Annotated in this window: 19 protein-coding genes, 1 tRNA gene and 1 rRNA gene; 8 read left to right on the plus strand and 13 right to left on the minus strand. The window is 67.6% G+C overall.

Translation table 11 applies throughout. From position 1 onward, the window contains the following. Nucleotides 1-82: 82 nt before the first annotated feature. From ABIC35_RS20630 to glmM, 7 genes are all read right to left on the minus strand, one after another. On the minus strand, nt 83-1,213 hold the full coding sequence (locus ABIC35_RS20630) for a site-specific DNA-methyltransferase (protein ID WP_121071913.1): 1,131 nt from the start codon (nt 1,211-1,213) through the stop codon (nt 83-85). 251 nt (nt 1,214-1,464) lie between these two features. Continuing rightward, the gene (locus ABIC35_RS20635) at nt 1,465-2,034 is read right to left on the minus strand and encodes a hypothetical protein (protein ID WP_121071915.1); all 570 of its coding nucleotides are present in this window, start codon (nt 2,032-2,034) and stop codon (nt 1,465-1,467) included. Between the two features lie 80 nt (nt 2,035-2,114). Beyond that, nucleotides 2,115-2,741 (minus strand): ribonuclease HII, encoded by a 627-nt coding sequence (locus tag ABIC35_RS20640; RefSeq protein ID WP_121071917.1) that lies wholly within the window; start codon nt 2,739-2,741, stop codon nt 2,115-2,117. Continuing rightward, entirely contained in the window at nt 2,734-3,894 is a 1,161-nt protein-coding gene (gene thiD, locus ABIC35_RS20645; RefSeq protein ID WP_121071919.1) for a bifunctional hydroxymethylpyrimidine kinase/phosphomethylpyrimidine kinase, read from the minus strand. Before thiD ends, ABIC35_RS20640 begins: the two co-directional genes overlap by 8 nt. A gap of 4 nt (nt 3,895-3,898) precedes the next feature. Next, complete coding sequence (locus ABIC35_RS20650) at nt 3,899-4,123, minus strand: DUF1272 domain-containing protein (RefSeq protein ID WP_121071921.1); 225 nt, start codon at nt 4,121-4,123, stop codon at nt 3,899-3,901. A gap of 43 nt (nt 4,124-4,166) precedes the next feature. Beyond that, nucleotides 4,167-4,451, minus strand: coding sequence for a hypothetical protein (locus ABIC35_RS20655; protein WP_121071923.1), 285 nt, complete (start codon nt 4,449-4,451; stop codon nt 4,167-4,169). Nucleotides 4,452-4,480: 29 nt separating this feature from the next. Further along, nucleotides 4,481-5,821 (minus strand): phosphoglucosamine mutase, encoded by a 1,341-nt coding sequence (gene glmM, locus ABIC35_RS20660; RefSeq protein WP_121071925.1) that lies wholly within the window; start codon nt 5,819-5,821, stop codon nt 4,481-4,483. A gap of 71 nt (nt 5,822-5,892) precedes the next feature. On the opposite strand from glmM, the gene ABIC35_RS20665 reads away from it, so the two are divergent. Beyond that, complete coding sequence (locus ABIC35_RS20665; protein WP_121071927.1) at nt 5,893-7,158, plus strand: dicarboxylate/amino acid:cation symporter; 1,266 nt, start codon at nt 5,893-5,895, stop codon at nt 7,156-7,158. 34 nt (nt 7,159-7,192) lie between these two features. Here the strand turns inward: ABIC35_RS20665 and gorA are convergent, their stop codons facing one another. The 3 genes from gorA to pgi form a co-directional block, all read right to left on the minus strand. Next, nucleotides 7,193-8,539 (minus strand): glutathione-disulfide reductase, encoded by a 1,347-nt coding sequence (gorA, locus tag ABIC35_RS20670; protein WP_121071929.1) that lies wholly within the window; start codon nt 8,537-8,539, stop codon nt 7,193-7,195. A 99-nt stretch (nt 8,540-8,638) separates the two neighbouring features. Beyond that, nucleotides 8,639-8,941 carry an alkylphosphonate utilization protein gene (locus ABIC35_RS20675; protein ID WP_121071931.1) on the minus strand — a complete coding sequence of 101 codons (303 nt, stop codon included), beginning with the start codon at nt 8,939-8,941 and terminating at the stop codon, nt 8,639-8,641. Continuing rightward, complete coding sequence (pgi, locus tag ABIC35_RS20680) at nt 8,938-10,434, minus strand: glucose-6-phosphate isomerase (RefSeq protein WP_121078915.1); 1,497 nt, start codon at nt 10,432-10,434, stop codon at nt 8,938-8,940. Before pgi ends, ABIC35_RS20675 begins: the two co-directional genes overlap by 4 nt. A gap of 104 nt (nt 10,435-10,538) precedes the next feature. Here pgi and lepB point away from each other — a divergent pair, with 104 nt between their 5' ends. From lepB to era, 3 genes are all read left to right on the plus strand, one after another. Continuing rightward, a complete protein-coding gene (lepB, locus tag ABIC35_RS20685) occupies nt 10,539-11,402 on the plus strand; it encodes a signal peptidase I (RefSeq protein WP_121071933.1) in 864 nt (287 codons plus the stop codon). Continuing rightward, a complete protein-coding gene (rnc, locus tag ABIC35_RS20690) occupies nt 11,375-12,073 on the plus strand; it encodes a ribonuclease III (protein ID WP_436286793.1) in 699 nt (232 codons plus the stop codon). The genes lepB and rnc overlap by 28 nt, the downstream gene beginning before the upstream one ends. 162 nt (nt 12,074-12,235) lie before the next feature. After that, nucleotides 12,236-13,144 carry a GTPase Era gene (era, locus tag ABIC35_RS20695; protein WP_121071935.1) on the plus strand — a complete coding sequence of 303 codons (909 nt, stop codon included), beginning with the start codon at nt 12,236-12,238 and terminating at the stop codon, nt 13,142-13,144. Nucleotides 13,145-13,190: 46 nt separating this feature from the next. Here era and ABIC35_RS20700 read toward each other — a convergent pair whose 3' ends face one another. Further along, nucleotides 13,191-13,481, minus strand: a complete 291-nt coding sequence (locus ABIC35_RS20700; protein ID WP_121071937.1) for a UvrB/UvrC motif-containing protein — start codon at nt 13,479-13,481, stop codon at nt 13,191-13,193. A gap of 408 nt (nt 13,482-13,889) precedes the next feature. Between ABIC35_RS20700 and ABIC35_RS20705 the strand changes: the two genes are divergently transcribed. The 4 genes from ABIC35_RS20705 to ABIC35_RS20720 all read left to right on the plus strand — a co-directional run bounded on the left by ABIC35_RS20705 (nt 13,890) and on the right by ABIC35_RS20720 (nt 20,094). Next, complete coding sequence (locus ABIC35_RS20705; RefSeq protein ID WP_121071939.1) at nt 13,890-15,275, plus strand: efflux transporter outer membrane subunit; 1,386 nt, start codon at nt 13,890-13,892, stop codon at nt 15,273-15,275. Nucleotides 15,276-15,436: 161 nt separating this feature from the next. Beyond that, a complete protein-coding gene (locus ABIC35_RS20710) occupies nt 15,437-16,237 on the plus strand; it encodes an acetoacetate decarboxylase family protein (protein ID WP_121071941.1) in 801 nt (266 codons plus the stop codon). A gap of 37 nt (nt 16,238-16,274) precedes the next feature. Then, a complete protein-coding gene (poxB, locus tag ABIC35_RS20715; RefSeq protein ID WP_121071943.1) occupies nt 16,275-17,996 on the plus strand; it encodes a ubiquinone-dependent pyruvate dehydrogenase in 1,722 nt (573 codons plus the stop codon). Nucleotides 17,997-18,360: 364 nt separating this feature from the next. Next, nucleotides 18,361-20,094 (plus strand): MFS transporter, encoded by a 1,734-nt coding sequence (locus ABIC35_RS20720; RefSeq protein WP_121071945.1) that lies wholly within the window; start codon nt 18,361-18,363, stop codon nt 20,092-20,094. A gap of 178 nt (nt 20,095-20,272) precedes the next feature. Here the strand turns inward: ABIC35_RS20720 and ABIC35_RS20725 are convergent. Continuing rightward, nucleotides 20,273-20,349: transfer RNA gene (locus ABIC35_RS20725), tRNA-Met, on the minus strand. Between the two features lie 88 nt (nt 20,350-20,437). Then, nucleotides 20,438-20,518, minus strand: a 5S ribosomal RNA gene (rrf, locus tag ABIC35_RS21735); the annotation flags it as partial.

The raw sequence follows: 20,518 nt of genomic DNA on the forward strand, positions 1-20,518 counted from the left end.
GCGCGACGCTTGCAATAAAAGCGCAACCCTCCCAACCTTCGCGCCCCTCCCGCAAGCGGGAGGGGGACTTGAAGAGAGAGACTTACGGCTGCGTCGCGAGCAGATAGGTCTGGCGCAGCGCGTCGATCGGCTTGAGCCCGCCCTCGTCCTCGTAATGCCAGAAGGTCCAGCCGTTGCAGCTCGGCGCGCCCTGCAGCGTCGCACCCAGCTTGTGGATCGAGCCCGCCTGCCCGTCGCAGCTGAGCGACCCATCCGCGCCCACCGTCGCCCGCCAGCGCGACTTGTGGTCGCTGAGCACGGTGCCCGGCGCCAAATAGCCATTCTCGACCAGCTGGCCGAACGCCACGCGCGGCGCGGCCTTGGGGGCCTGCATCGTCTGCAGCGCGCTTTCGTCGAGCGGCAGGGCCGCTGCGATGCGCTCCAGCGCCGCCTCGACATAAACGCCCTCGCGATCGATGCCGATCCAGCGCCGGCCGAGGCGCTTGGCCACCGCACCCGTGGTGCCGGTGCCGAAGAACGGATCGAGCACCACGTCGCCCGGCTTGGTGCAGGACAGCAGCACGCGGTACAGCAGCGCCTCGGGCTTCTGCGTCGGGTGGACCTTGGTGCCGTTCTTCTTCAGCCGCTCCTGCCCGCTGCAGATCGGGAATTCCCAGTCGCTGCGCATCTGCAGTTCGTCGTTGAGCGTCTTCATCGAGCGATAGTTGAAGGTGTAGCGCGACTTCTCGCCCTTCGACGCCCAGATCAGCGTCTCGTGCGCGTTGGTGAACCGCGTACCCTTGAAGTTGGGCATCGGGTTGGCCTTGCGCCAGATGATGTCGTTGAGGATCCAGAAACCCAGATCCTGGATCGCCGAGCCCACCTTGAAGATGTTGTGATAGCTGCCGATCACCCAGATCGTGCCATCGTCCTTCAGGATGCGGCGCGCCTGCGCCAGCCACTCGCGGGTGAACTTGTCATAGGCCGCGAGGCTGTCGAACTTGTCCCACTCGTCGGTCACCGCGTCGACATGGCTGCCGTCGGGACGGTTGAGGTCGCCGCCCAGCTGCAGATTGTACGGCGGATCGGCGAAGATCATGTCGATCGACTTGTCGGGCAGCCCGCGCATCGCCTCGATGCAATCCTGGCGCAGGATCGTGTCCAGCGGCAGCACGGCCGGCGCCTGCTTCGCGACGCGCACACCCGCCCGTTTGACCTTCTCCAGCACGCCCATGAATCATTGCCCCTTCGCTCAAAAGGCACCCCTATTCGGGGCCGAGCGACTCCTCCGTCAAGAGGGGGGAACGCACGGTAGTGGTCCGAAGCAGGTGCTTGGCGCGGCGGAACATTTCGGCACCCGCCATATCTTGAGTCAAGAAGTTATCCACAGGCCCAAGCGCTGGTAGGTGTGGCGCGAAAGACTCAGTTTCAGACCTGTGAAAATTTTCCCGGCCTGTGGATAAGCTGGAACGTTCCGCAAACGATTCAGCCGATCGCAATGGCCTCGCCGCCGCCCGCAACGCTCGCCGCGAGCCGCGCGCGGGCCTGGGTGAACAGCCCCATTTCGTACAGCGCCTGCGCCTCGCGGCCGAACCATTCGGCCTCGCCGCCGAATCGGATGCGGGCGGCAACGCACAGCGCCACGCGAACCTCCCACGAGGTCCCCTGCGCCAGAATCGCAGCCCGGACCGCCTTGCGACTGGCGCGCGTGCCAAGCATGTCGGAGGGCAGCCGCACCGCCAGCGCACGCGCGCGCCACGGCGTGATCTCGCCGAGATCGGCATAGTCGCTGGCCAGCACGGGATCGCGCAGCGTCTCCAGAAAGGCGACGTGCAGCGGATGGGTAGGGTCGGTCAGCGCGGCATCGTCGTCGAAGCGGAAGCGGATGGCGCCGAGCCCGCGCGATTCGGCGTAGCGCACCATCGCGGCCATCTCGTGGAAGCTCGCCGGGCCGATGATCGCCTCGCGGAGCAGCTCGGCCAGCACCGGGTCATAGCGCGTTGCCGGCTGAAACCCGCCGGCCGTCCCCCGTATCAAGCTGCCCATATACGCCATGCCCGCTTTCCTCCCGCTGCTATCCCAACATCATAGGACAGCGGCGGGGCCTGCGGGCGCACTAGGCAAAATTTGCCGGGTTATTCGGCGGCGATCGGCCCGACGTCGAGATGCGCCTGCGCGACCGGCGCGAAGCTGCGGCGATGGTGCGGCGTCGGTCCGAGCGCGCGCAGCGCCTCCTGGTGCGCCTTACCGCCATAGCCCTTGTTGGACGCCCAGCCATAGCCGGGGAACTGCGCATCGAGTTCCACCATCATGCAGTCGCGGCGATGCTTGGCGACAATCGAGGCCGCCGCGATCGACAGGCACAGCGCATCGCCGCTGACCACCGCCTCGCTGCGATGCTCCCATTTCGGGCAGCGATTGCCGTCGACCAGCACGAAGGCGGGCGGAAAGCCGAGGGACTCCACCGCGCGCGTCATCGCCAGCATCGTCGCCCAGAGGATGTTGAGCCGGTCGATCTCCTCGACGCTGGCGACCCCCACCCCCACCTTGGCGCAGGCGAGCAGTTCCTCGCACAGCCGCGCACGCTTGGCGGCGGTCAGCGCCTTGGAATCGTTGATGCCTTCGGGGATGCAGTCCGGGTCCAACACGACGGCGGCGGCAACCACCGGCCCCGCCAGCGGACCGCGCCCGGCCTCGTCCACCCCGGCGACCGGGCCGAAGTGGAGCTGGAAGTAACGGGTCTCGTAGGAAAAGTCAGGCATCGTCCTCGAGCCGCCATGGCGGAAAGCGGCGCATCTCGCCAGCCTGATAGAGACGAACCGCATTGCCGGCGGGATCGCGCAACCGTGCCTCGCGCCAGCCCCATTTCTCGTCCCTGGGCTCCTGCTCGAAGCGGAAGCCCTGCTGCTGCAGATAGGCGACCGTCACGTCCAGATCGCCGCATTCGAAATAGACCACCGGCGCGGTGTACGCTTCGTCGGTCGCGATCGAGAAGGTGGCGCCGCCCTCGGTCTCGAACCGGGCATAGCGGGGGGAAGCCCGCACCACCTGCCGCAGGCCGAGCAGCCGGTAGAAGCGCTCGCTGGCGGCCAGGTCCTTGGCCGGCACCGTCACCTGGTTCAGCATCGGCTCGAAGAAGCTCATGTTGAGGTCGAGCCGCACCGCCTGCTGCGCCATCGGCCCATGTCCCCGCCCCAGCCCCTCGGCCTCGCGCATCGCGATCCGCACGAAGCGCCGCGCGCGGCTCACCGCCTCGGGCAGATCCCATTCGCAGGCGAGGCCGCAGGCGATGGCGGAGGCGAGCGTGCAGCCGGTGCCATGGTCGTTCTCGGTATCGATCTTGGGATCGCGCCATTCGATCTGCGGCGGATCCTCAGGATCGGCCGAATAGAGCGTATCGACCACCTCGGGCCCGGTACCGTGGCCGCCCTTGACCAGCACCGCACAGCGATGCGCCGCAACGATCTCCTGCGGGTCGCGGCCCAGCGCCTCCAGCTCGGGCAGATTGGGCGTGATCACCGTCGCGCGGTCCATCAGCCGCTCGAACGCGGCGACGGTCGCTTCATCGGCCAGACGCGCACCGCTGGTGGCGACCATCACCGGATCGAACACCACCGGCACGCCCGGCAGCTCGGCCAGCCGCTCGGCCACCGCGAGCGCCGTGCGGGCGGAGCCGATCATGCCGATCTTCACCGCATCGACGCCGATGTCGCGCACCACCGAATCGATCTGCGCGATCACCATGTCGGTCGGCACCGGGTGCACCGCCTGCACGCCCGCCGTGTTCTGCGCGGTAATCGCGGTGATCGCGGTCATGGCATGGCCGCCGAGCATGGTGACGGTCTTGATGTCCGCCTGGATCCCGGCGCCGCCGCCGGAATCCGAGCCTGCGATGATCAGCACGCGTGCGCCCATGGCCTTATCCCTTGTGCTTGCGCTCGGTGGATGCCGGATGTCGCTTCAGCGCGTCGCCGACGCGGGCAGGACGATCGAGCAGTTCGCCGCCGCAATTGGGGCAGCGCTCGTCCATGTCGTCGGCGCATTCGGCGCAGAAGGTGCATTCGAACGAGCAGATGAACGCGCCGCCGGCATCGGCGGGGAGGTCGACGCCGCAGCGTTCGCAATCAGGCCGCATTTCCAGCATCGGGCAATCTTCTAGTCTCCTTGCCGCGGGAGGCAAGCACCGCTCAGTGCGGCGGGTTGAAGGCGACGATCAGCACCGCGATCAGCAGCGCGCCCAGCCCGCACAGAAAGGCTTTGTCGGCAATGTCTTCCGTCCGCGTCGCCTCGGGCGAACGGATCGCGAGATAGGAGAGCAGGCAGCTGATGGCGAAGAACAGGCACGCGCCCATGGCGACCTCGTCCGCGATCGTCTGATCGGCGACCTTGGTCAGCTTGAGGCCCGTGATGATGAGCAGCGCGATGCCGAGCAGGTTCGACGCGGCGCCCAAAATGTGGGGAGAGCGATCCATGAAGCTACGCTTCAGCAATGCCTGGCCGATCACCCCGCCGCAACGCGCACCGCGTCACACACACGGTCGACCACCGCTTCCACCTGCGCCTTGTCGTCGCCCTCGGCCATGACGCGGATCACCGGCTCGGTGCCTGAGGCGCGGATCACCAGCCGGCCGCGGCCCTTGAGCTCGGCCTCGGCGGCAGCGATCACGTCCTGGACGCGTGCGTCGTCCAGCGGCTTGCCGCCGGCGAAGCGGACATTCTTGAGCAGCTGCGGCAGCGGCTCAAAGCGATGCAGCACTTCGCTCGCCGGCGCGCCGGCGCGGACGATCTCGGCCAGCACCTGCAGCGCCGCGACCAGCCCGTCGCCGGTGGTGGCATAGTCGGAGAGGATGATGTGCCCGCTCTGCTCGCCGCCGACATTGTAGCCGGAGCCGCGCATCTTCTCGAGCACATAGCGGTCGCCCACCTTGGTGCGCACCAGCCCGAGCCCCTGCGCGGACAGATGCCGCTCCAGTCCGAGGTTCGACATGACGGTGGCGACCAGCCCGCCGCCTGCGAGCTTGCCCTGCCGCGCCCAGCCGGTGGCGATCAGCGCCATCAGCTGGTCGCCGTCGATCACCGTGCCGGTCTCGTCGACCACGATCAGCCGGTCCGCATCGCCGTCGAGCGCGATGCCCAGCGCCGCGCCCGAGCCGACCACCGTCTCGCTCAGCACCTGCGGCGCGGTCGAGCCGACGCCATCGTTGATGTTCTTGCCATTGGGGCTGACGCCGATCGAAACGACCTCCGCCCCCAGTTCCCACAGCGCCGAAGGCGCTACCTGGTACGCTGCACCATTGGCGCAATCGACCACGACCTTGAGGCCATCGAGCGTCAGATCCGAGGGGAAAGTCGATTTGGCGAAGTGGATATAGCGGCCGCGCGCGTCTTCGACGCGGCGGGCTCGGCCGATATCCGCCGAGGCGGCCAGCGGCACGTCGCCGTCGATCAGCGCCTCGATCGCCTCTTCATCGGCGTCGGAAAGCTTGAACCCGTCCGGACCGAACAGCTTGATGCCGTTGTCGGCGTACGGATTGTGGCTTGCCGAGATCATCACGCCCAGGTCGGCGCGCATCGAATGGGTGAGCATCGCCACCGCCGGGGTCGGCATCGGGCCGACCAGCACCACGTCCATGCCGACGCTGGTGAAGCCGGCAACCATCGCATTTTCCAGCATATAGCCGGAGAGACGGGTGTCCTTGCCGATCACCACCCGGTGGCGATGGTCGCCCCGGCGGAAGTGGGCGCCGGCGGCCATGCCGACCTTCATCGCCATCGCCGCCGTCATCGGTGCGAGGTTGGTGGCGCCGCGAATGCCGTCCGTGCCGAAATATTTTCTTGCCATGCGTCTCGTTCTCGCGCCCTTGTGGCGTTGTGTGCGTGCTGTGATAGCGGCGAAAATCTCAAAGGGCGAGCATGTCGCAACCTACCCGTATTCTTCTTTCCTTGTTGATTGGGCTGGCGATCGGGGCCGCGCTGGCGGCCACTTCACCGCAGCTGGGCCTTACCGTCGCCGGCTGGGCGCAGCCGGTCGGCCAGGCATGGCTCAACGGCCTGCAGATGACGATCGTGCCGCTGGTCGTGGCACTGCTGATCACCGGCGTGACCGCGACGGCCGAAGCCGCCGCTGCCGGTCGGCTCGCCGGCCGGGCGATCGCGCTTTACGTCGTGCTGCTGTTCTGCTCGGCACTGCTCGCCGCGCTGCTGACCCCGCTGTTCCTCAAGATCGCGCCGCTGCCGCAGGAATCCGCTGCCAGCCTGCGCGCGGCGCTGACCGGCGCCGAAAAGATCGGCCCGGTGCCGCCGCTGGGCGAGTTCCTCGCTGCGATCATTCCCGCGAACATCGTCAAGGCGGCAGCCGAAAACGCCTTCCTGTCGCTGATCATCTTCTCGCTGGTCTTCGCCTTCGCGATCACCCGGGTCGCGGCGGAATCGCGCGCGCTGCTCACCAACTTCTTCGTCGCGGTGCGCGACGTGATGCTGGTGGTGATCGACTGGGTGCTGTGGATCGGCCCCGTCGGCGTGTTCGCACTGGCGCTGGTCGTCGGCGCCAAGGCGGGTACCGGCGCGTTCGGCGCGCTGCTCCACTATATCCTGATCGTCTCGGCGGTGGGGCTGGTGATCACGCTATTCGCCTATCCGGCCGCCGTGCTTGGTGGCCGGATAGGCCTCGGCCGCATGTTCCGCGCGGCATTGCCCAGCCAGGCGGTGGCGCTCAGCACCCAGTCGTCGCTGGCAACGCTGCCGGTGATGATCGAGGGCGCCGAGGAGGTCGGCGTACCGGTTGCGGTCTCGGGCGTCACCATGCCGCTGGCGGTGGCGATCTTCCGCTCGACGGGTCCGGCGATGAACTTCGCCGTGGCCATCTACGTCGCCGAGTGGTTCGGCGTGCCGCTCCACCCGACGACGCTGCTCGTCGGTGCGGTCGTCGCGATGCTGACCTCGCTGGGTTCGGTCAGCCTGCCCGGCACGGTTAGCTATGTCAGCGCGATCTCGCCGGTCGCTGCGACGATCGGTGCGCCGATAACGCCGCTGGGGCTGCTCGTCGCCGTCGAGACGCTGCCGGACATCATGCGCACCGTCGGCAACGTCACCTGGGACCTTGCGACGACGATCTGGCTGTCGCGCAAGGCAGGCGCGCAGCAGGTCTCGGGCGACGCGATCCTGCGCCACGAGGCCTGAGGGAAGCGCCTCCCCTTGGGGAGGCGCGCATCCCTTACTTCAGCAGCACCAGTTCCTCGGCCATGGTCGGGTGCAGCGCGACCGTGGCGTCGAACGCGTCCTTGGTCAGCCCCGCCTTCACCGCCACCGCGGCGGCCTGCAGGATCTCGGGCGCGTCCGGGCCGATCATGTGCAGGCCGACGACCTTGCCGGTGACGCCGTCACAGATCATCTTGTACAGTGCGCGTTCGTGGCGCCCGGCGAGGACGTTCTTCATCGCGCGGAAGTCGGAGGTGTAGACCTTCACCGAGCCCAGCTTGTTGCGCGCCTCGCCCTCGGTCATCCCCACCGAGGCGATCGGCGGGTGGCTGAACACCGCGCTCGGGATGCAGTGATAATCGACCTGGTGCGGCTTGCCGCCGAACAGCGTGTCGGCAAAGGCTTGGCCCTCGCGGATCGCCACCGGCGTCAGCTGCACACGATCGGTCACGTCGCCCACGGCATAGATGCTCTCGACCGTGCTGCGATTGTCCGCATCGACCTTCACCGCGCCGCGCTCGTTGAGCTCGACGCCCACCGTCTCGAGGCCCAGCCCCCTGGTGTTGGGCACGCGGCCCGTGGCGAACAGCACGCAATCCACCTCGATCGGATCATGCCCGCTCATCGAGACGAGCAGGCTGCCGTCCGCCTGCTTCTCGATCTTCTCGAACTCGGCGAAGAAGCGGAACTCGATGCCCTTGGTCATCGAGATCTGGAGCAGCCGGTCGCGGACCTGCGCATCATAGCCGCGCAGGATCACGTCGGTGCGGTTGACCAGCGTCACCTTCGAGCCGAACTCGTTGAAGATGCCGGCGAACTCGTTGGCAATATAGCCGCCGCCGGCGATCAGTACACGCTTGGGCAGCGTCTCCAGATGGAAGACCTCGTTGGAGGTGATGCCGTGCTCGCTGCCGGGGAAGCTCGGCACGTGCGGATGCGCGCCAGTGGCGATCAGGATCGTCTTGGCGCTGACCACCTTGCCGCTCGCCAGCGTGACTTCGTTCGGGCCGGTGATGGTGGCGCGCTCGTGGAAGATCTCGACGCCGTTATTCTCCAGCCCCTGGGTATAGAGGCCGTTGAGCCGGTCGACATCGGCGAGGACGTTGTCGCGCAGCGTCGGCCAGTGGAAGTGGCAGTCGGGCACGTCCCAGCCGAAGCGCCGCGCGTCCTTCAAATCCTCGGCAAAATGCGCGCCGAAGATCAGCAGCTTCTTGGGCACGCAGCCGCGGATCACGCAGGTGCCGCCCACGCGATACTCCTCCGCCACCGCAACCTTCGCGCCGTACGCCGCCGACATGCGCGAGGCGCGGGTGCCGCCGGAGCCTGCGCCGATCACGAACAGGTCGAAGTCATAGTCGGACATGGGTCACTCCGGAGATGCGCCGGCACGGAAGGCCGGGAGAAGGGGTCGAGGCAAAGATAGGGTGCGGCGCCCGAAAACAAGGGCCGCCGCCTCCAGCCCTCACCGCTTGCGGACGAACTCCGCGCGCAGGACCAGGCCCTTGATGCCATCGAACTTGCAGTCGATTTCCTGCGCGTCGCCGGTCAGGCGGATCGACTTGATCAGCGTGCCGCGCTTAAGCGTCTGGCCCGCGCCCTTGACGGTGAGGTCCTTGATCAGCGTCACCTGGTCGCCGTCCTGCAGCAGGTTGCCGACCGAGTCGCGCACTTCCACCGTGTCGGCGGCCGCTGCCTTGGCAGCAGCCTCGGCGGCGGGGATCCACTCCCCGCTCGCCTCGTCAAACACATACTCGTCATCGCTCATGCGCCAAATGCCCTTTGGATCAGATCGTTGGTGGAGGGGTCGAAATCGAGCCCGCCCTTGTCGGCCGCCTTGGCCATTTCCTTGCCCAGCTCTACGCCAAACTGGTCGAACGGGTTGATGCCGAGCAGTACTGCATTCACGAACACGCGGTGCTCGTAGAAGGCGATCAGCGCGCCCAGCGTGCGCGGGTCGACGGCGTCGAGCAGCAGCGTCGACGACGGACGATCGCCCGGATAGCTGCGCGCGGGGTCTTCATGCCCCTTGCCGGCCATCAGCGCCGCGCCCTGGGCGAACATGTTGAGCAGCAGCTGGCGGTGATGCTCGGGCGCGAGCGCGTCGCCTGCCTCGATCACGCCGACGAATTCGAGCGGCACCAGATGCGTACCCTGGTGGAGCAGCTGGAACACCGCATGCTGCGCATCGGTGCCGACGCCGCCCCAGGTGATCGCCGAGGTCGGGTAGGTCACCACCTCGCCCTGCGCCGTGACGCGCTTGCCGTTCGATTCCATCTCCAGCTGCTGGAGATAGCTCGGCAGCAGCTTCAGCCGCTCGTCATAGGCAAAGGTCGCGCGGGTCTCGCAGCCGCGCGCCTGGCTGTAGTAGAGGTCGGCGAACGCCGCGAGCGCGGGGGCGTTCTGCGAGAGATCGGTCAGGCGGAAGTGGCGATCCATTTCGGCCGCGCCTTCGAGCAGTTCCGCGAACGCGTCCCAGCCTAGCGCCAGCGCCGCCGGGAAGCCGATCGAAGACCACAGCGAATAGCGCCCGCCGACGCTCTCGAAGAAGGGCAGCACGCGCGTCTCATCGACGCCCCACTCCACCGCCTTGTCGGGCGAAGCGGTCAGCGCCACCACCTGGCCATAGGGATCCTCGACGCCGCCCTCGGCCATCCAAGCCAGCGCGCTCTGGGCGTTGAGCATGGTCTCGGTCGTGGTGAAGGTCTTGCTGGCGATCACCAGCAGCGTCGCCTGCGGATCAAAGGCGTCCATCGCGTCTTCCAGCGCCACGCCGTCGACATTGGAGACGATCGCCACGTCGTAGCGGTCCATGTCTCGGCCCAGCGCGTCGACCAGCAGGTCCGGCCCCAGCGCCGAGCCGCCGATTCCGATATGAAGGATGTGGCGGATCGGCCCCAGCGCCTCGGCCTCGATCGCGTCGATCAGCGCGCGCATCCGCTCGTGCTGCGAACGCGCACGGGCGACGCTTTCGGGGGCGCCTTCATAGCGCTCGGCGGTATGCTCGGCGGCGCGGCCTTCGGTGACGTTGACCACCTCGCCCGCGAACAGCGCGTCACGCTTGGCGGCGAAATCCATCTGCTGCGCCAGCGCGGCGAAGGCCGACACGGCCTCGGGCGTCAGGTGCGTCTTGGACCAGTCGAAATGGATGCCGGCGACATCGACGCTCAGCCGCGACAGCCGATCGGCGTCGGCAGCGAACAGGTCGGTCAGCTTCGTGGTGGGAAGGGCTTGGATCGGCGTCCAGTCGGGCAAGGCCATGTTCATCTCCTTGGTGGCAGGGCTCCCCTATCGTCCCGCACCGGCCCATTCCAGCCTCATTCCGCCGCTTGACCTCCCCGCCGCGCCCTAGCAGAGCAGTGCCCATGGAAACGCCCGCCTCCACCGAACCCGTCGCCTCGCGCCCCGAAAACGGGCAAGCACCTGTCGCAAAGCCGGAAAAGCCGAAGTCGGAGTGGCGGGACCTCGCCACCTTCCTGCTCAAGCTGGCGCTGATCGTGTTCATCGTGCGCAGCTTCATCTTCTCGCCGTTCAGCATTCCGAGCGAGTCGATGCTGCCGCGGCTGCTGATCGGCGACTATCTGTTCATCACCAAGTGGAACTATGGCTATTCCAAGCACTCGCTGCCGTGGAGCCTGCCGCTGATCCCGGGCCGCATCCTGCCGCGCGATCCCGCCCGCGGCGACGTGGTGGTGTTCAAGGCGCCGAACCATGGAGGCGAGGACTGGATCAAGCGCGTCATCGGCCTGCCGGGCGACACGATCGAGATGGTCAACGGCCAGGTGATCCTGAACGGCAAGCCGGTGCCCAAGCAGCGCATCGCCGATTTCGTGCTGCCGATCACCCCGAACTTCACCCACTGCCCGACCCAGTTCCAGACCGCCGACGCCAAGGGTGCGCCGATCTGCCGCATCCCGCAGTTCCGCGAGACGCTGCCCAACGGCAAGCAGTATAACGTGCTCGACCAGGACAATCTGCCGCAGGACAACACCCAGGTGTACACCGTCCCCGCCGGCCATGTGTTCCTGATGGGCGACAATCGCGACAATTCCACCGACAGCCGCTTCCAGCAGCCGCCCTATGGCTCGGGCATCGGCTTCGTGCCGATCGAGAATATCGAGGGCAAGGCGGTGGTGAACTTCTGGTCCACGGATGGCGGCGCCAACTGGCTGCTGCCCTGGACCTGGTTCACCGCGGCGCGGTGGAGCCGGATCGGAGAAGGCTTCTGAGCGTCCCCGATCTGGGCGGCTGGGTCGCAAAGACCTTCGGCCGCCCCGCCAAAGATCTGCCCAGCTTTCAGCGCGCGCTGACCCATGGCAGCCAGGCCGCCGGCAATTACCAGCGGCTCGAATTTCTCGGCGACCGGGTGCTCGGGCTGATCGTCGCCGAATGGCTGTTCGAGCGGTTTCCGGAGGAGCCGGAGGGCGCGCTTTCGCGTCGGTTGAACTCGCTGGTCACCGGCCCGGTCTGCGCCGATGTCGCGCGCGAACTGGGCGTTGTGCCGCACCTCCGCCTCGGAAAGCAGGCACGCGACGACGGCGCGGCAGACAGCGACAATGTGCTGGGCGACGTGATGGAGGCGCTGATCGGCGCTTATTATCGCGAATCCGGGCTCGATGCCGCGCGGAAGTTCGTCCGCGGCGCCTGGGGCGAGCGCATCGACGAACATGCCAAGGCGCCCAAGCACCCCAAGTCGGCGCTCCAGGAATGGGCGGCGGCACGCAATCGTCGCCCGCCCGAATATGAGATCGTCGACCGCTCCGGCCCGAACCACGCACCGCGCTTCACGGTAAAGGTGTCGATCGGCAAGCTGGCCGAAGCCAGCGCCGAGGGCAGCAACAAGCAGGAAGCCGAAACCGCTGCGGCCGCAGCGCTGCTGGCGAAGCTGGGCTCTTCTTAAGCCCCTCCCCTTCAGGGGAGCGGTTTGGGGTGGGGCAGGGTCTCACCGAGACCACGCTACGTTCTGGAATCCCTCCACCCCCAACCCCTCCTCCCAGGAGGAGGGGCTTAAGTAGGGCTTCCCCCTCGCCCCACACCCCATTCCCTAGTACAACCGGAACCCATGACCGAATTCACCACCACCCAATCCTGCGGCGTCGTCGCGATCCTCGGCGCGCCCAACGCCGGCAAGTCGACGCTGGTCAATGCCCTGGTCGGCCAGAAGGTCGCCATCGTCAGCCCCAAGGCGCAGACCACCCGCGCCCGCGTGATGGGCATCGCCATCGAGGGCGACACCCAGATCATCTTGGTCGACACGCCAGGCATCTTCGAGCCCGAGCGTCGGCTCGATCGCGCGATGGTCGCCGCCGCCTGGGACGGCACCGACGGCGCCGACCTCGTCGCGCTGGTGGTCGACGGCAAGGGCGGCATCGGCGCCAAGGTCCATGCCGTGATCGACAGCCTGCGCGGCCGCAAGGGGCGCAAGATCCTGATCCTCAACAAGGTCGACATCGCGGACAAGCCGCGCCTGCTTGGCCACGCCGCCAAGCTCAACGAGGCGCTGGCGTTCGACGAGACCTATTTCGTCTCCGCCCAGACCGGCGATGGCGTCCCCGGCCTCAAGGCGGCGCTCGCCGGCGCGATGCCCCAGGGCGAATGGCATTTCCCCGAGGACCAAGTCTCCGACGCGACCGATCGCATGCTCGCCGCCGAAGTGACCCGCGAGCAGCTCTACCTCCAGCTCCATGCCGAGCTGCCCTATGCCAGCGCGGTCGAGACCGAGAAATATAGCGAGCGCGAGGACGGCTCGGTCGAGATCCACCAGCAGATCCTCGTCGCGCGCGATACCCAGCGCGCGATCGTGCTGGGCAAGGGGGGCCAGCGGCTCAAGGAAATCGGCAGCCGTGCGCGCGCCGAGCTCGCAAAGCTGCTCGGCGTGCCGGTGCACCTCTACCTGCACGTCAAGGTCAATCCGAAATGGGAAGAGGATCGCGGCCTCTACCGCGAGATCGGGCTCGACTGGGTCGATTGACGCAAAGAGCGGGGCGGCCGCAGTCGCCCTGCTGCGGCAGGTCGGTTCAAGATTTGGACGCGCGGCCGCGTCTTGAGCGACCTGCGGTCATAGTGTCCGGCTTGGGCGGGGCGCGCCAACCTGCTGGCGGAGTCAGCTTCTGCTGGCTCGTTCCAAGGCCCATCGCGCCCGGCGCCTGACGCGTCAGTCCAGCGAAATTGGCCGCTTCCGCCTCTGCAGCAGTCGCGCCGCCGCGCATGGCGTTGATCATGTCGCGGCACCGTCCGGCCGTCTCGAAATCCAGCGCGGCTACGGCCTCGTCCATCTGCTGCTGCAGGATTTCTATCGTCACTTCCATCAAGCCTGAACGCGCGAGACCCGCTTCAGGGGCCATGCGCCGAGCCCTTGCGCCTCAACGTCTGCGGTAACTTGCAGTATCGGGACATGCGCACATCGCCCCTTGTTGACGACCCCAGGCACATTCGAGAGTGGCGCCGCGGTGCGCGTCCGCGCTGGGAGTGAGCTGAGGGTCGGGCACGCCGGGCTTACGGTCCTGACCGTGCACGGTCGGTGAGCCCCTGGTACGAGTGCTTGCCCGTTCGAAGGAGATCGAAAGTCCGGCGGCTACCTTCGTGGAGGTGGCTCCAGTTCCCGCAGCACCGACCACCAATGGACGAAACCTCCGTATGATAGTCGATGGCGGGCAGGCGCTGGCGGCGCGGCTGCGGCCCGGCATGTCGGTCGAGACGGGCGTGGAGACCCGCCGGTGAAGCGTTGGCCGCTGCTGCTCGCCCTTGCCGCGGGGGCCTGTGCAGGGCCGCGCCCGCAGCCGCCCCAGGCCGCCGCCATCGCCGCACCGGCTGGCTGGCGCGACGGTATCGCGACCGCGGCGGACCAGGTCGATCCCGCATGGTGGAGCGGCTTCGGCGATCCGGTGCTCAGCGACATTGTCCGCCAGGCGCTGGCCAACAATACCGATGTCGCGATTGCGGCGGTGCGGGTGGAGGAAGCGCGTGCGCGGCTCCAGCTCGCCACGTCGCAGCAGTTGCCGAATGTCGCGCTGGCCGGTGGCGGCATGCGCGAGCGCTATGTCAATCCGTTCGGCCATGCCGTCCAGGCCTGGGCCGGCCAGGGCGTGGTGAGCATCGCCTATGATCTCGACCTGTTCGGGCGGCTGCGCGCCAGCTCCGGCACCGCGCGCGCGGCGTTGCTCGCCAGCGAAGATGCCCGGGAGTCGGTGCGGCTCGCCGTCGCGGCGGCCGCGGCGTCGGGCTATATCCAGCTACGCGCGCTCGATGCCCGGCTGCGCGTGCTCCAGGCGACGCTCGTCGCCCGCGAGGACGCGCTGCGCCTCGCTCGGCGCCGCAGCGATGCCGGCTATTCGACCGCGCTCGAGCTCCGCCAGGCCGAGGCCCAGCGCGACGAAACCGCCCAGCTCATCCCCGCCACCGAGCTGGCGATCCGCCAGCAGGAGGACGGCCTGTCACTGCTGCTCGGGACTGCGCCCGGGGCCATCCCGCGCGGCGCGGCACTGGAGGCACTCCAGCTGCCGGGCCCCGCGCCGGTGCTCCCGGCGGCACTGCTGCGCCGACGGCCGGACGTTGCCGCCGCCGAGCAGCAACTCGTCGCCGCAGATCGCTCGCTCGATGCGGCCCGCGCGGCGTTCCTGCCCAGCGTCAAGCTGAACGGCGACGGCGGCTATGTCGCCTCGTCGCTGCTGCTCGACAATCCGATCAGCGTGTTCTCGCTCGGCGGCTCGGTGTTCCAGCAGCTGGTCGACGGCGGGCGGCTGCGCGCGCAGCAGAGCGGCGCCGCCGCACAGCGCGACGAGGCCGCCTTCGCCTATCGCGCCGCCGCGCTGAAGGCCTTCCGCGAAGTCGAAGACGCGCTGGCCGCGATCGACAAGACCGGCAGCCAGGAACAGCTGGTGCTGCGCGAGCGCATCTCCACCCAGGCGCTGCTCACGCTCGCGACCAAGCGCTACCGCGAGGGCTACGCCCCCTATCTCGACCAGATCGATGCCGAACGCACGCTGCTCGGCACCGACCTGTCCGTGGTCCAGCTGCGCGCCCAGCGGCTGGCCGCGGCGGTGTCGCTCTACCAGGCGCTCGGCGGCGGGTGGTCGGAGAACGCGACGGCCCTGCCCCGCTAACCTCCCGCTCGGCCGACCACATACAGAAGTGTGATTCAGCACGGGCTCGGCCCGAGCTAGATCTCCCGGGGTCGGCTGGAGGGGACGCGGCGCGCATCAGGAATGCGGCCGTACATATTGTCTTCAACGCCCAAATGGCTCTGCAAGGAAAGGTATTCCCGATGCTGAAAGGCTTCACGGTTCCGCTGACGCCCACCGGAAAGTCGTCGCTCGTCACCGCGCCGCCCTGGTATTATTCCAGCGACTGCATGGCCGTCGAATATTGGGGCGACACCGCCGCCATGGCCGAATTCCTGCCGGACGGTGTCGAGCTCGATGCGGAATCGAACGGCCGTGCGATGTTCTGCTTCCTCGACTGGCAGTTCACCGGCTCCAACGACGAGATCACCGATCCCGCGCGCTACCAGTATCGCGAAGCCTTCCTGCTGATCGAAGCGCGCTTCGAAGGCATGGCCATCAACTACTGCCCCTTCATCTTCGTCGACAATGACTCGGCGATCGCCCGCGGCTGGACCCAGGGCTTCCCCAAGCGGCTCGCCTCGGTGTTCCAGACCCGCACCTTCGCCGCCCCCAGCCCGGCCGCCGCGCCGCTGGCGCCCGGCAGCCGCTTCGGCGCCAGCATCTCGGCGCATGGCGAGCGGCTCGGCACCGCGCGCGTCCAGCTGGAGGCGCCGATCGCGGATCCCCGCGAGGTGTTCAACCGCCCGACGGTGATGCGCCGCTATTTCCCGCAGCTCGCCGGCGCCCCGGACGTCAAGCCGCCGGTCAACGAACTCGTCCTGTCGGTGACCGACGATGCCTCGATCGTCCAGCTCTGGGCCGGCTCGGCCGAGCTCTCGATCCCGGAAGTCGCCGGCGAGGAAATGCACCGCCTGGCGCCGCTGCGCGTCGGCCGCGGCTTCCGTTTCGGCATGGCCTATACGGTCACCGACCTCAAGATCCTGCGGGACTACAACGCCTGAACGCGTTCCGCACCAAACTCTCAGGAAAGGATCGCACATGGGCAAGACGGCGGCGGACTATATGACGGACGTGCTCACCCAGGCAGGGGTGAAGCGCATCTACGGCGTGGTCGGGGACAGCCTCAACGGCTTCACCGACTCGCTGCGGCGGCAAGGCACGATCGAGTGGGTGCATGTCCGCAACGAGGAAGGCGGCGCCTTTTCCGCCGCTGCCGAAGCCCAGCTGACCGGGGAGCTCGCGGTGTGCGCTGGCAGCTGCGGCCCGGGCAATCTCCACCTGATCAACGGCCTGTTCGACGCGCATCGCAGCGGTGCGCCGGTACTCGCCATCGCCGCGCACATCCCGAGCAGCGAGATCGGCACCGACTATTTCCAGGAAACCCACCCGCAGACCCTGTTCAAGGACTGCAGCCATTATGTCGAGCTGGTCTCGCACCCGTCGCAGCTGCCCCAGGTGCTGCTGCGCGCGATCCGGGTAGCGGTTGCCAAGCGCGGCGTCGCGGTCGTCGTGCTGCCCGGCGACATCGCGCTGCAGGCGCTGAATCAGGACGTGCCGGGGATGCTGGTGCCGCCCAAGCCGATCGTCCACCCCGCCGACGCCGATCTCCAGCGGCTCGCCGATCTGCTCAACGGCGGCCGCCGGGTGACGATGCTGTGCGGTGCCGGCTGCGAGGGCGCGCATGACGAGGTGGTCGCGCTCGCGCGCAAGCTGCAGGCGCCGATCGTCCATACGCTGCGCGGCAAGACCTTCATCGAATATGACAACCCCTATGATGTCGGGATGACCGGGCTGATCGGCTTCGCCTCGGGCTACAAGGCGATGCTGTCGTGCGACACGCTGCTGCTGCTCGGCACCGATTTCCCGTACCGCCAATTCTACCCAAAAGACGCGCGCATCCTCCAGGTCGATTTGCGACCCGAGGCGCTGGGCAACCGCGCACCGGTCGAACTGGGCGTGATCGGCACGGTGAAGGACACGCTGGACGCGCTGCTGCCGCAGATCACGGAAAAGACCGATTCTGCCCACCTCGACGCGGCGCTTGCCGATTATCGCAAGGCGCGCGCGCAGCTGGATGCGCTGGCCGAAAGCGGACCCGATACCCCCAAGATCCACCCGCAATATCTCGCCCGCGTGCTGAGCGAGGAAGCCGCGGACGACGCCATCTTCACCTGCGACGTCGGCACGCCGGTCGCCTGGTCGGCGCGCTATCTGGCGATGAACGGCAAGCGGCGGCTGATCGGCTCGTTCAACCATGGCTCGATGGCCAACGCGATGCCGCAGGCGATCGGCGCGCAGGCGACCTATCCCGGGCGGCAGGTCATCTCCTTCTCCGGCGATGGCGGCTTTGCGATGATGATGGGCGAGTTCGTCACGCTGATCCAGACCGGGCTGCCGGTGAAGGTGGTGGTGCTGAACAACGGCACGCTCGGCTTTGTCGAGCTCGAGATGCGCGCCCAGGGCTTTCTGCCCGAGGGCGTCGGTCTCACCAACCCGAGCTTCGCCGCGATGGCGGAGGCGATGGGGGTGGAGGGCATCCGCGTCGAACGCCCGCAGGAACTGCGCGAGGCGGTGCAGGCGCTGCTTGCGCATGAGGGCCCCGCGCTGCTCGACGTGGTCAGCGCCCGCCAGGAGCTGATCATGCCGCCGACGATCACGCTGGAAGAGGTACACAAGTTCGGGCTGTTCACGCTGCGCGCGGTGCTCGACGGCCGCGCCGGCGAACTGGTCGACCTTGCTCGGACCAACCTGCGGCTCTGACTCGCTGCTGCTGAAGACGTTCTCAGGGGGCGGCGCTTGCGCCGCCCCCTGGGGCGTCAGGACGCCCAGCGCATCCTCAGACGCACATTCTCTGTGACGCCGCACCTAGCGCGCGAAGCTGGTCGGCCCCTTCCAACGAGTCGGCTATGCAAGCGTGCTGCCGCTTGCCAGTATCGCCGTGAACGATCAGCGTGCCGCAGGTTGCTGTGAGCCTGCGCCCTCTACCGGTCAAGAATGTCGATCGCGCATCGGATTCGAGCCCGGCGAAGGCTAGCGGGTTTCGGATGCGCCGCGGAATACGGGTTCTGAATCGAACCGTCCGAACAACGGGCGGCACGGAACCGCCGAACGAGGAGAGAATGCAATGGCCACCCGCCATGACGATGCCTTGCCACGGCATCACGAGGCGACCCGAAGCGAGAAACTGGTGATCACCGCAAGTTCGCTCGGCACCGTCTTCGAATGGTATGACTTCTATCTCTACGGGCTACTGACGACGATCATCGCCGCGCAGTTCCTCACCGGGCTCAACCCCACCACCTCGTTCATCATGGCGCTGCTTGTGTTCGCGGCCGGCTTCATCGTGCGACCGTTCGGCGCGCTGGTCTTCGGGCGGATCGGCGACATGGTCGGGCGGCGCTACACCTTCATCATCACCCTGCTGGTGATGGGCCTCTCCACCTTCCTGGTCGGCTGCCTGCCCACCTACAAGACGGCCGGCGTCGCGGCGCCGATCCTGCTGGTGGTGCTCCGCATGTTCCAGGGCCTCGCGCTGGGCGGCGAATATGGCGGCGCCGCGACCTATGTCGCCGAGCACGCGCCGGAAGGGAAGCGCGGCTTCTACACCAGCTGGATCCAGATCACCGCCACCGCGGGCCTCGCCATGGCGCTGCTGATCGTCATCACCGTCCGCTCACCGGTCACCGGCGTGGGCGAGGAAGCGTTCAAGGCCTGGGGCTGGCGTGTGCCCTATCTCCTCTCCGGCCTGTTCCTCGCCCTAGGCCTGTGGCTGCGGCTGAAGCTGCACGAATCCCCGGTGTTCAAGAAGATGAAGGCCGAAGGCACCGCCTCCAAGGCCCCGCTCACCGAAGCCTTCGGCCAGTGGAAGAACCTGCGGATCGTGCTCATCGCCTTTTTCGGCGCGATCGCCGGCCAGGCAGTGATCTGGTACACCGGCCAGCTCTACGCGTTGTTCTTCCTCGAAAAGATGCTCAAGGTCGACGGCCTCACCGCCAACATGCTCGCGATCACCGCGCTCGTGCTGGCGACCCCCTTCTTCCTGTTCTTCGGCTGGCTGTCCGACAAGATCGGCCGCAAGCCGATCATCCTCACCGGCTGCGCGCTCGCGACGCTCACCCTGTTCCCGGTGTTCCACGCGCTCACCAACGCCGCCAATCCGGCGCTGGCCCGCGCGCTGGCCTCGGCCCCCGTGACCGTCACCGCCGATCCGGGCGAATGCTCGTCGCAGTTCGATCCGGTCGGCCAGAACAAGTTCGACACTACGAGCTGCGACATCGTCAAGAACGCGCTCGCCAAGGCCGGCGTGAACTATGAGAATGTGAAGGCCGCCCCGGGCACGCTCGCCACCATCACCATCGGCGGCAAGCATTTCCCCGCCCCCGATCCGCGTAAGGTGACCGGCGATGCGCGGAAAAAGGCGATCGCCGCCTTCACTGCCCAGGTGGTCGGCGCGCCGGCCGTGCCCGCCAAGGGCAGCGATCCGGCAAAGCCCGCCGTCACCGGCGAGCTCGCCAAGGTCGGCTATCCAGCCAAGGCCGATCCGGCGGCGATGAACAAGCCGCTGGTGGTGGCGCTGCTCTTCTACCTCGTGCTGCTGGTCACCATGGTCTATGGCCCGATCGCAGCGATGCTGGTGGAGCTGTTCCCCAGCCGCATCCGCTACACCTCGATGTCGCTGCCCTATCATATCGGCAATGGCTGGCTGGGCGGGCTGCTGCCGGCGATCGGCTTCGCAATGGTCGCGGCCAACGGCAACATCTATCACGGCTTCTGGTATCCCGTGGTAGTGGCCGCCGCGACCTTGGTCTTCGGGTTGATCTTCCTGCCCGAAACCTTCCGGCGCAACGTCGACGGCTGATCCGCCTCCCGGTCCAGACCAAGGCTCCCGGGGATCCGCTTCTCGGGGGCCTTTCTGTTGCGCCCGCCGCCGGCCACCGTCTCCTCCCCAGGCGCAGAACGATTGGTGAGGCATGGGTTCGCGGCAGCACCAAAAAACCGCCCCAGGATGTCCTGAAGCGGTTTGGTATATGTGTGATTGGTTGCGGGGGCAGGATTTGAACCTGCGGCCTTCAGGTTATGAGCCTGACGAGCTACCGGGCTGCTCCACCCCGCGCCAAAGCTTGTTGCCTCGCGAGGAGGCAGAACGGGGGACATGTGAATGGGTTTTTCCTGTTTCCGCAGCGACACACACCGGCTTCAATGCCTGGCGGCGACCTACTCTTCCATTGCTTGAGCAATAGTACCATCGGCGCTGTCTGGTTTCACGGCCGAGTTCGGGATGG

It is taken from the genome of Sphingomonas trueperi (assembly GCF_040545965.1).
Classification (GTDB): Bacteria; Pseudomonadota; Alphaproteobacteria; order Sphingomonadales; family Sphingomonadaceae; genus Sphingomonas; species Sphingomonas trueperi_C.

Bases quoted from the DNA above. Each gene is read 5' to 3' on its own strand.
- gorA (WP_121071929.1), bottom strand. From the start codon at position 8,539: ATGTCCGACTATGACTTCGACCTGTTCGTGATCGGCGCAGGCTCCGGC.
- ABIC35_RS20675 (WP_121071931.1), bottom strand. From the start codon at position 8,941: ATGAGCGATGACGAGTATGTGTTTGACGAGGCGAGCGGGGAGTGGATC.
- ABIC35_RS20640 (WP_121071917.1), bottom strand. From the start codon at position 2,741: ATGCCTGACTTTTCCTACGAGACCCGTTACTTCCAGCTCCACTTCGGC.
- ABIC35_RS20630 (WP_121071913.1), bottom strand. From the start codon at position 1,213: ATGGGCGTGCTGGAGAAGGTCAAACGGGCGGGTGTGCGCGTCGCGAAG.
- era (WP_121071935.1), top strand. From the start codon at position 12,236: ATGACCGAATTCACCACCACCCAATCCTGCGGCGTCGTCGCGATCCTC.
- ABIC35_RS20650 (WP_121071921.1), bottom strand. From the start codon at position 4,123: ATGCTGGAAATGCGGCCTGATTGCGAACGCTGCGGCGTCGACCTCCCC.
- glmM (WP_121071925.1), bottom strand. From the start codon at position 5,821: ATGGCAAGAAAATATTTCGGCACGGACGGCATTCGCGGCGCCACCAAC.
- ABIC35_RS20655 (WP_121071923.1), bottom strand. From the start codon at position 4,451: ATGGATCGCTCTCCCCACATTTTGGGCGCCGCGTCGAACCTGCTCGGC.
- pgi (WP_121078915.1), bottom strand. From the start codon at position 10,434: ATGGCCTTGCCCGACTGGACGCCGATCCAAGCCCTTCCCACCACGAAG.
- ABIC35_RS20720 (WP_121071945.1), top strand. From the start codon at position 18,361: ATGGCCACCCGCCATGACGATGCCTTGCCACGGCATCACGAGGCGACC.
- ABIC35_RS20700 (WP_121071937.1), bottom strand. From the start codon at position 13,481: ATGGAAGTGACGATAGAAATCCTGCAGCAGCAGATGGACGAGGCCGTA.
- ABIC35_RS20635 (WP_121071915.1), bottom strand. From the start codon at position 2,034: ATGGCGTATATGGGCAGCTTGATACGGGGGACGGCCGGCGGGTTTCAG.
- lepB (WP_121071933.1), top strand. From the start codon at position 10,539: ATGGAAACGCCCGCCTCCACCGAACCCGTCGCCTCGCGCCCCGAAAAC.
- thiD (WP_121071919.1), bottom strand. From the start codon at position 3,894: ATGGGCGCACGCGTGCTGATCATCGCAGGCTCGGATTCCGGCGGCGGC.
- ABIC35_RS20665 (WP_121071927.1), top strand. From the start codon at position 5,893: ATGTCGCAACCTACCCGTATTCTTCTTTCCTTGTTGATTGGGCTGGCG.
- poxB (WP_121071943.1), top strand. From the start codon at position 16,275: ATGGGCAAGACGGCGGCGGACTATATGACGGACGTGCTCACCCAGGCA.
- ABIC35_RS20710 (WP_121071941.1), top strand. From the start codon at position 15,437: ATGCTGAAAGGCTTCACGGTTCCGCTGACGCCCACCGGAAAGTCGTCG.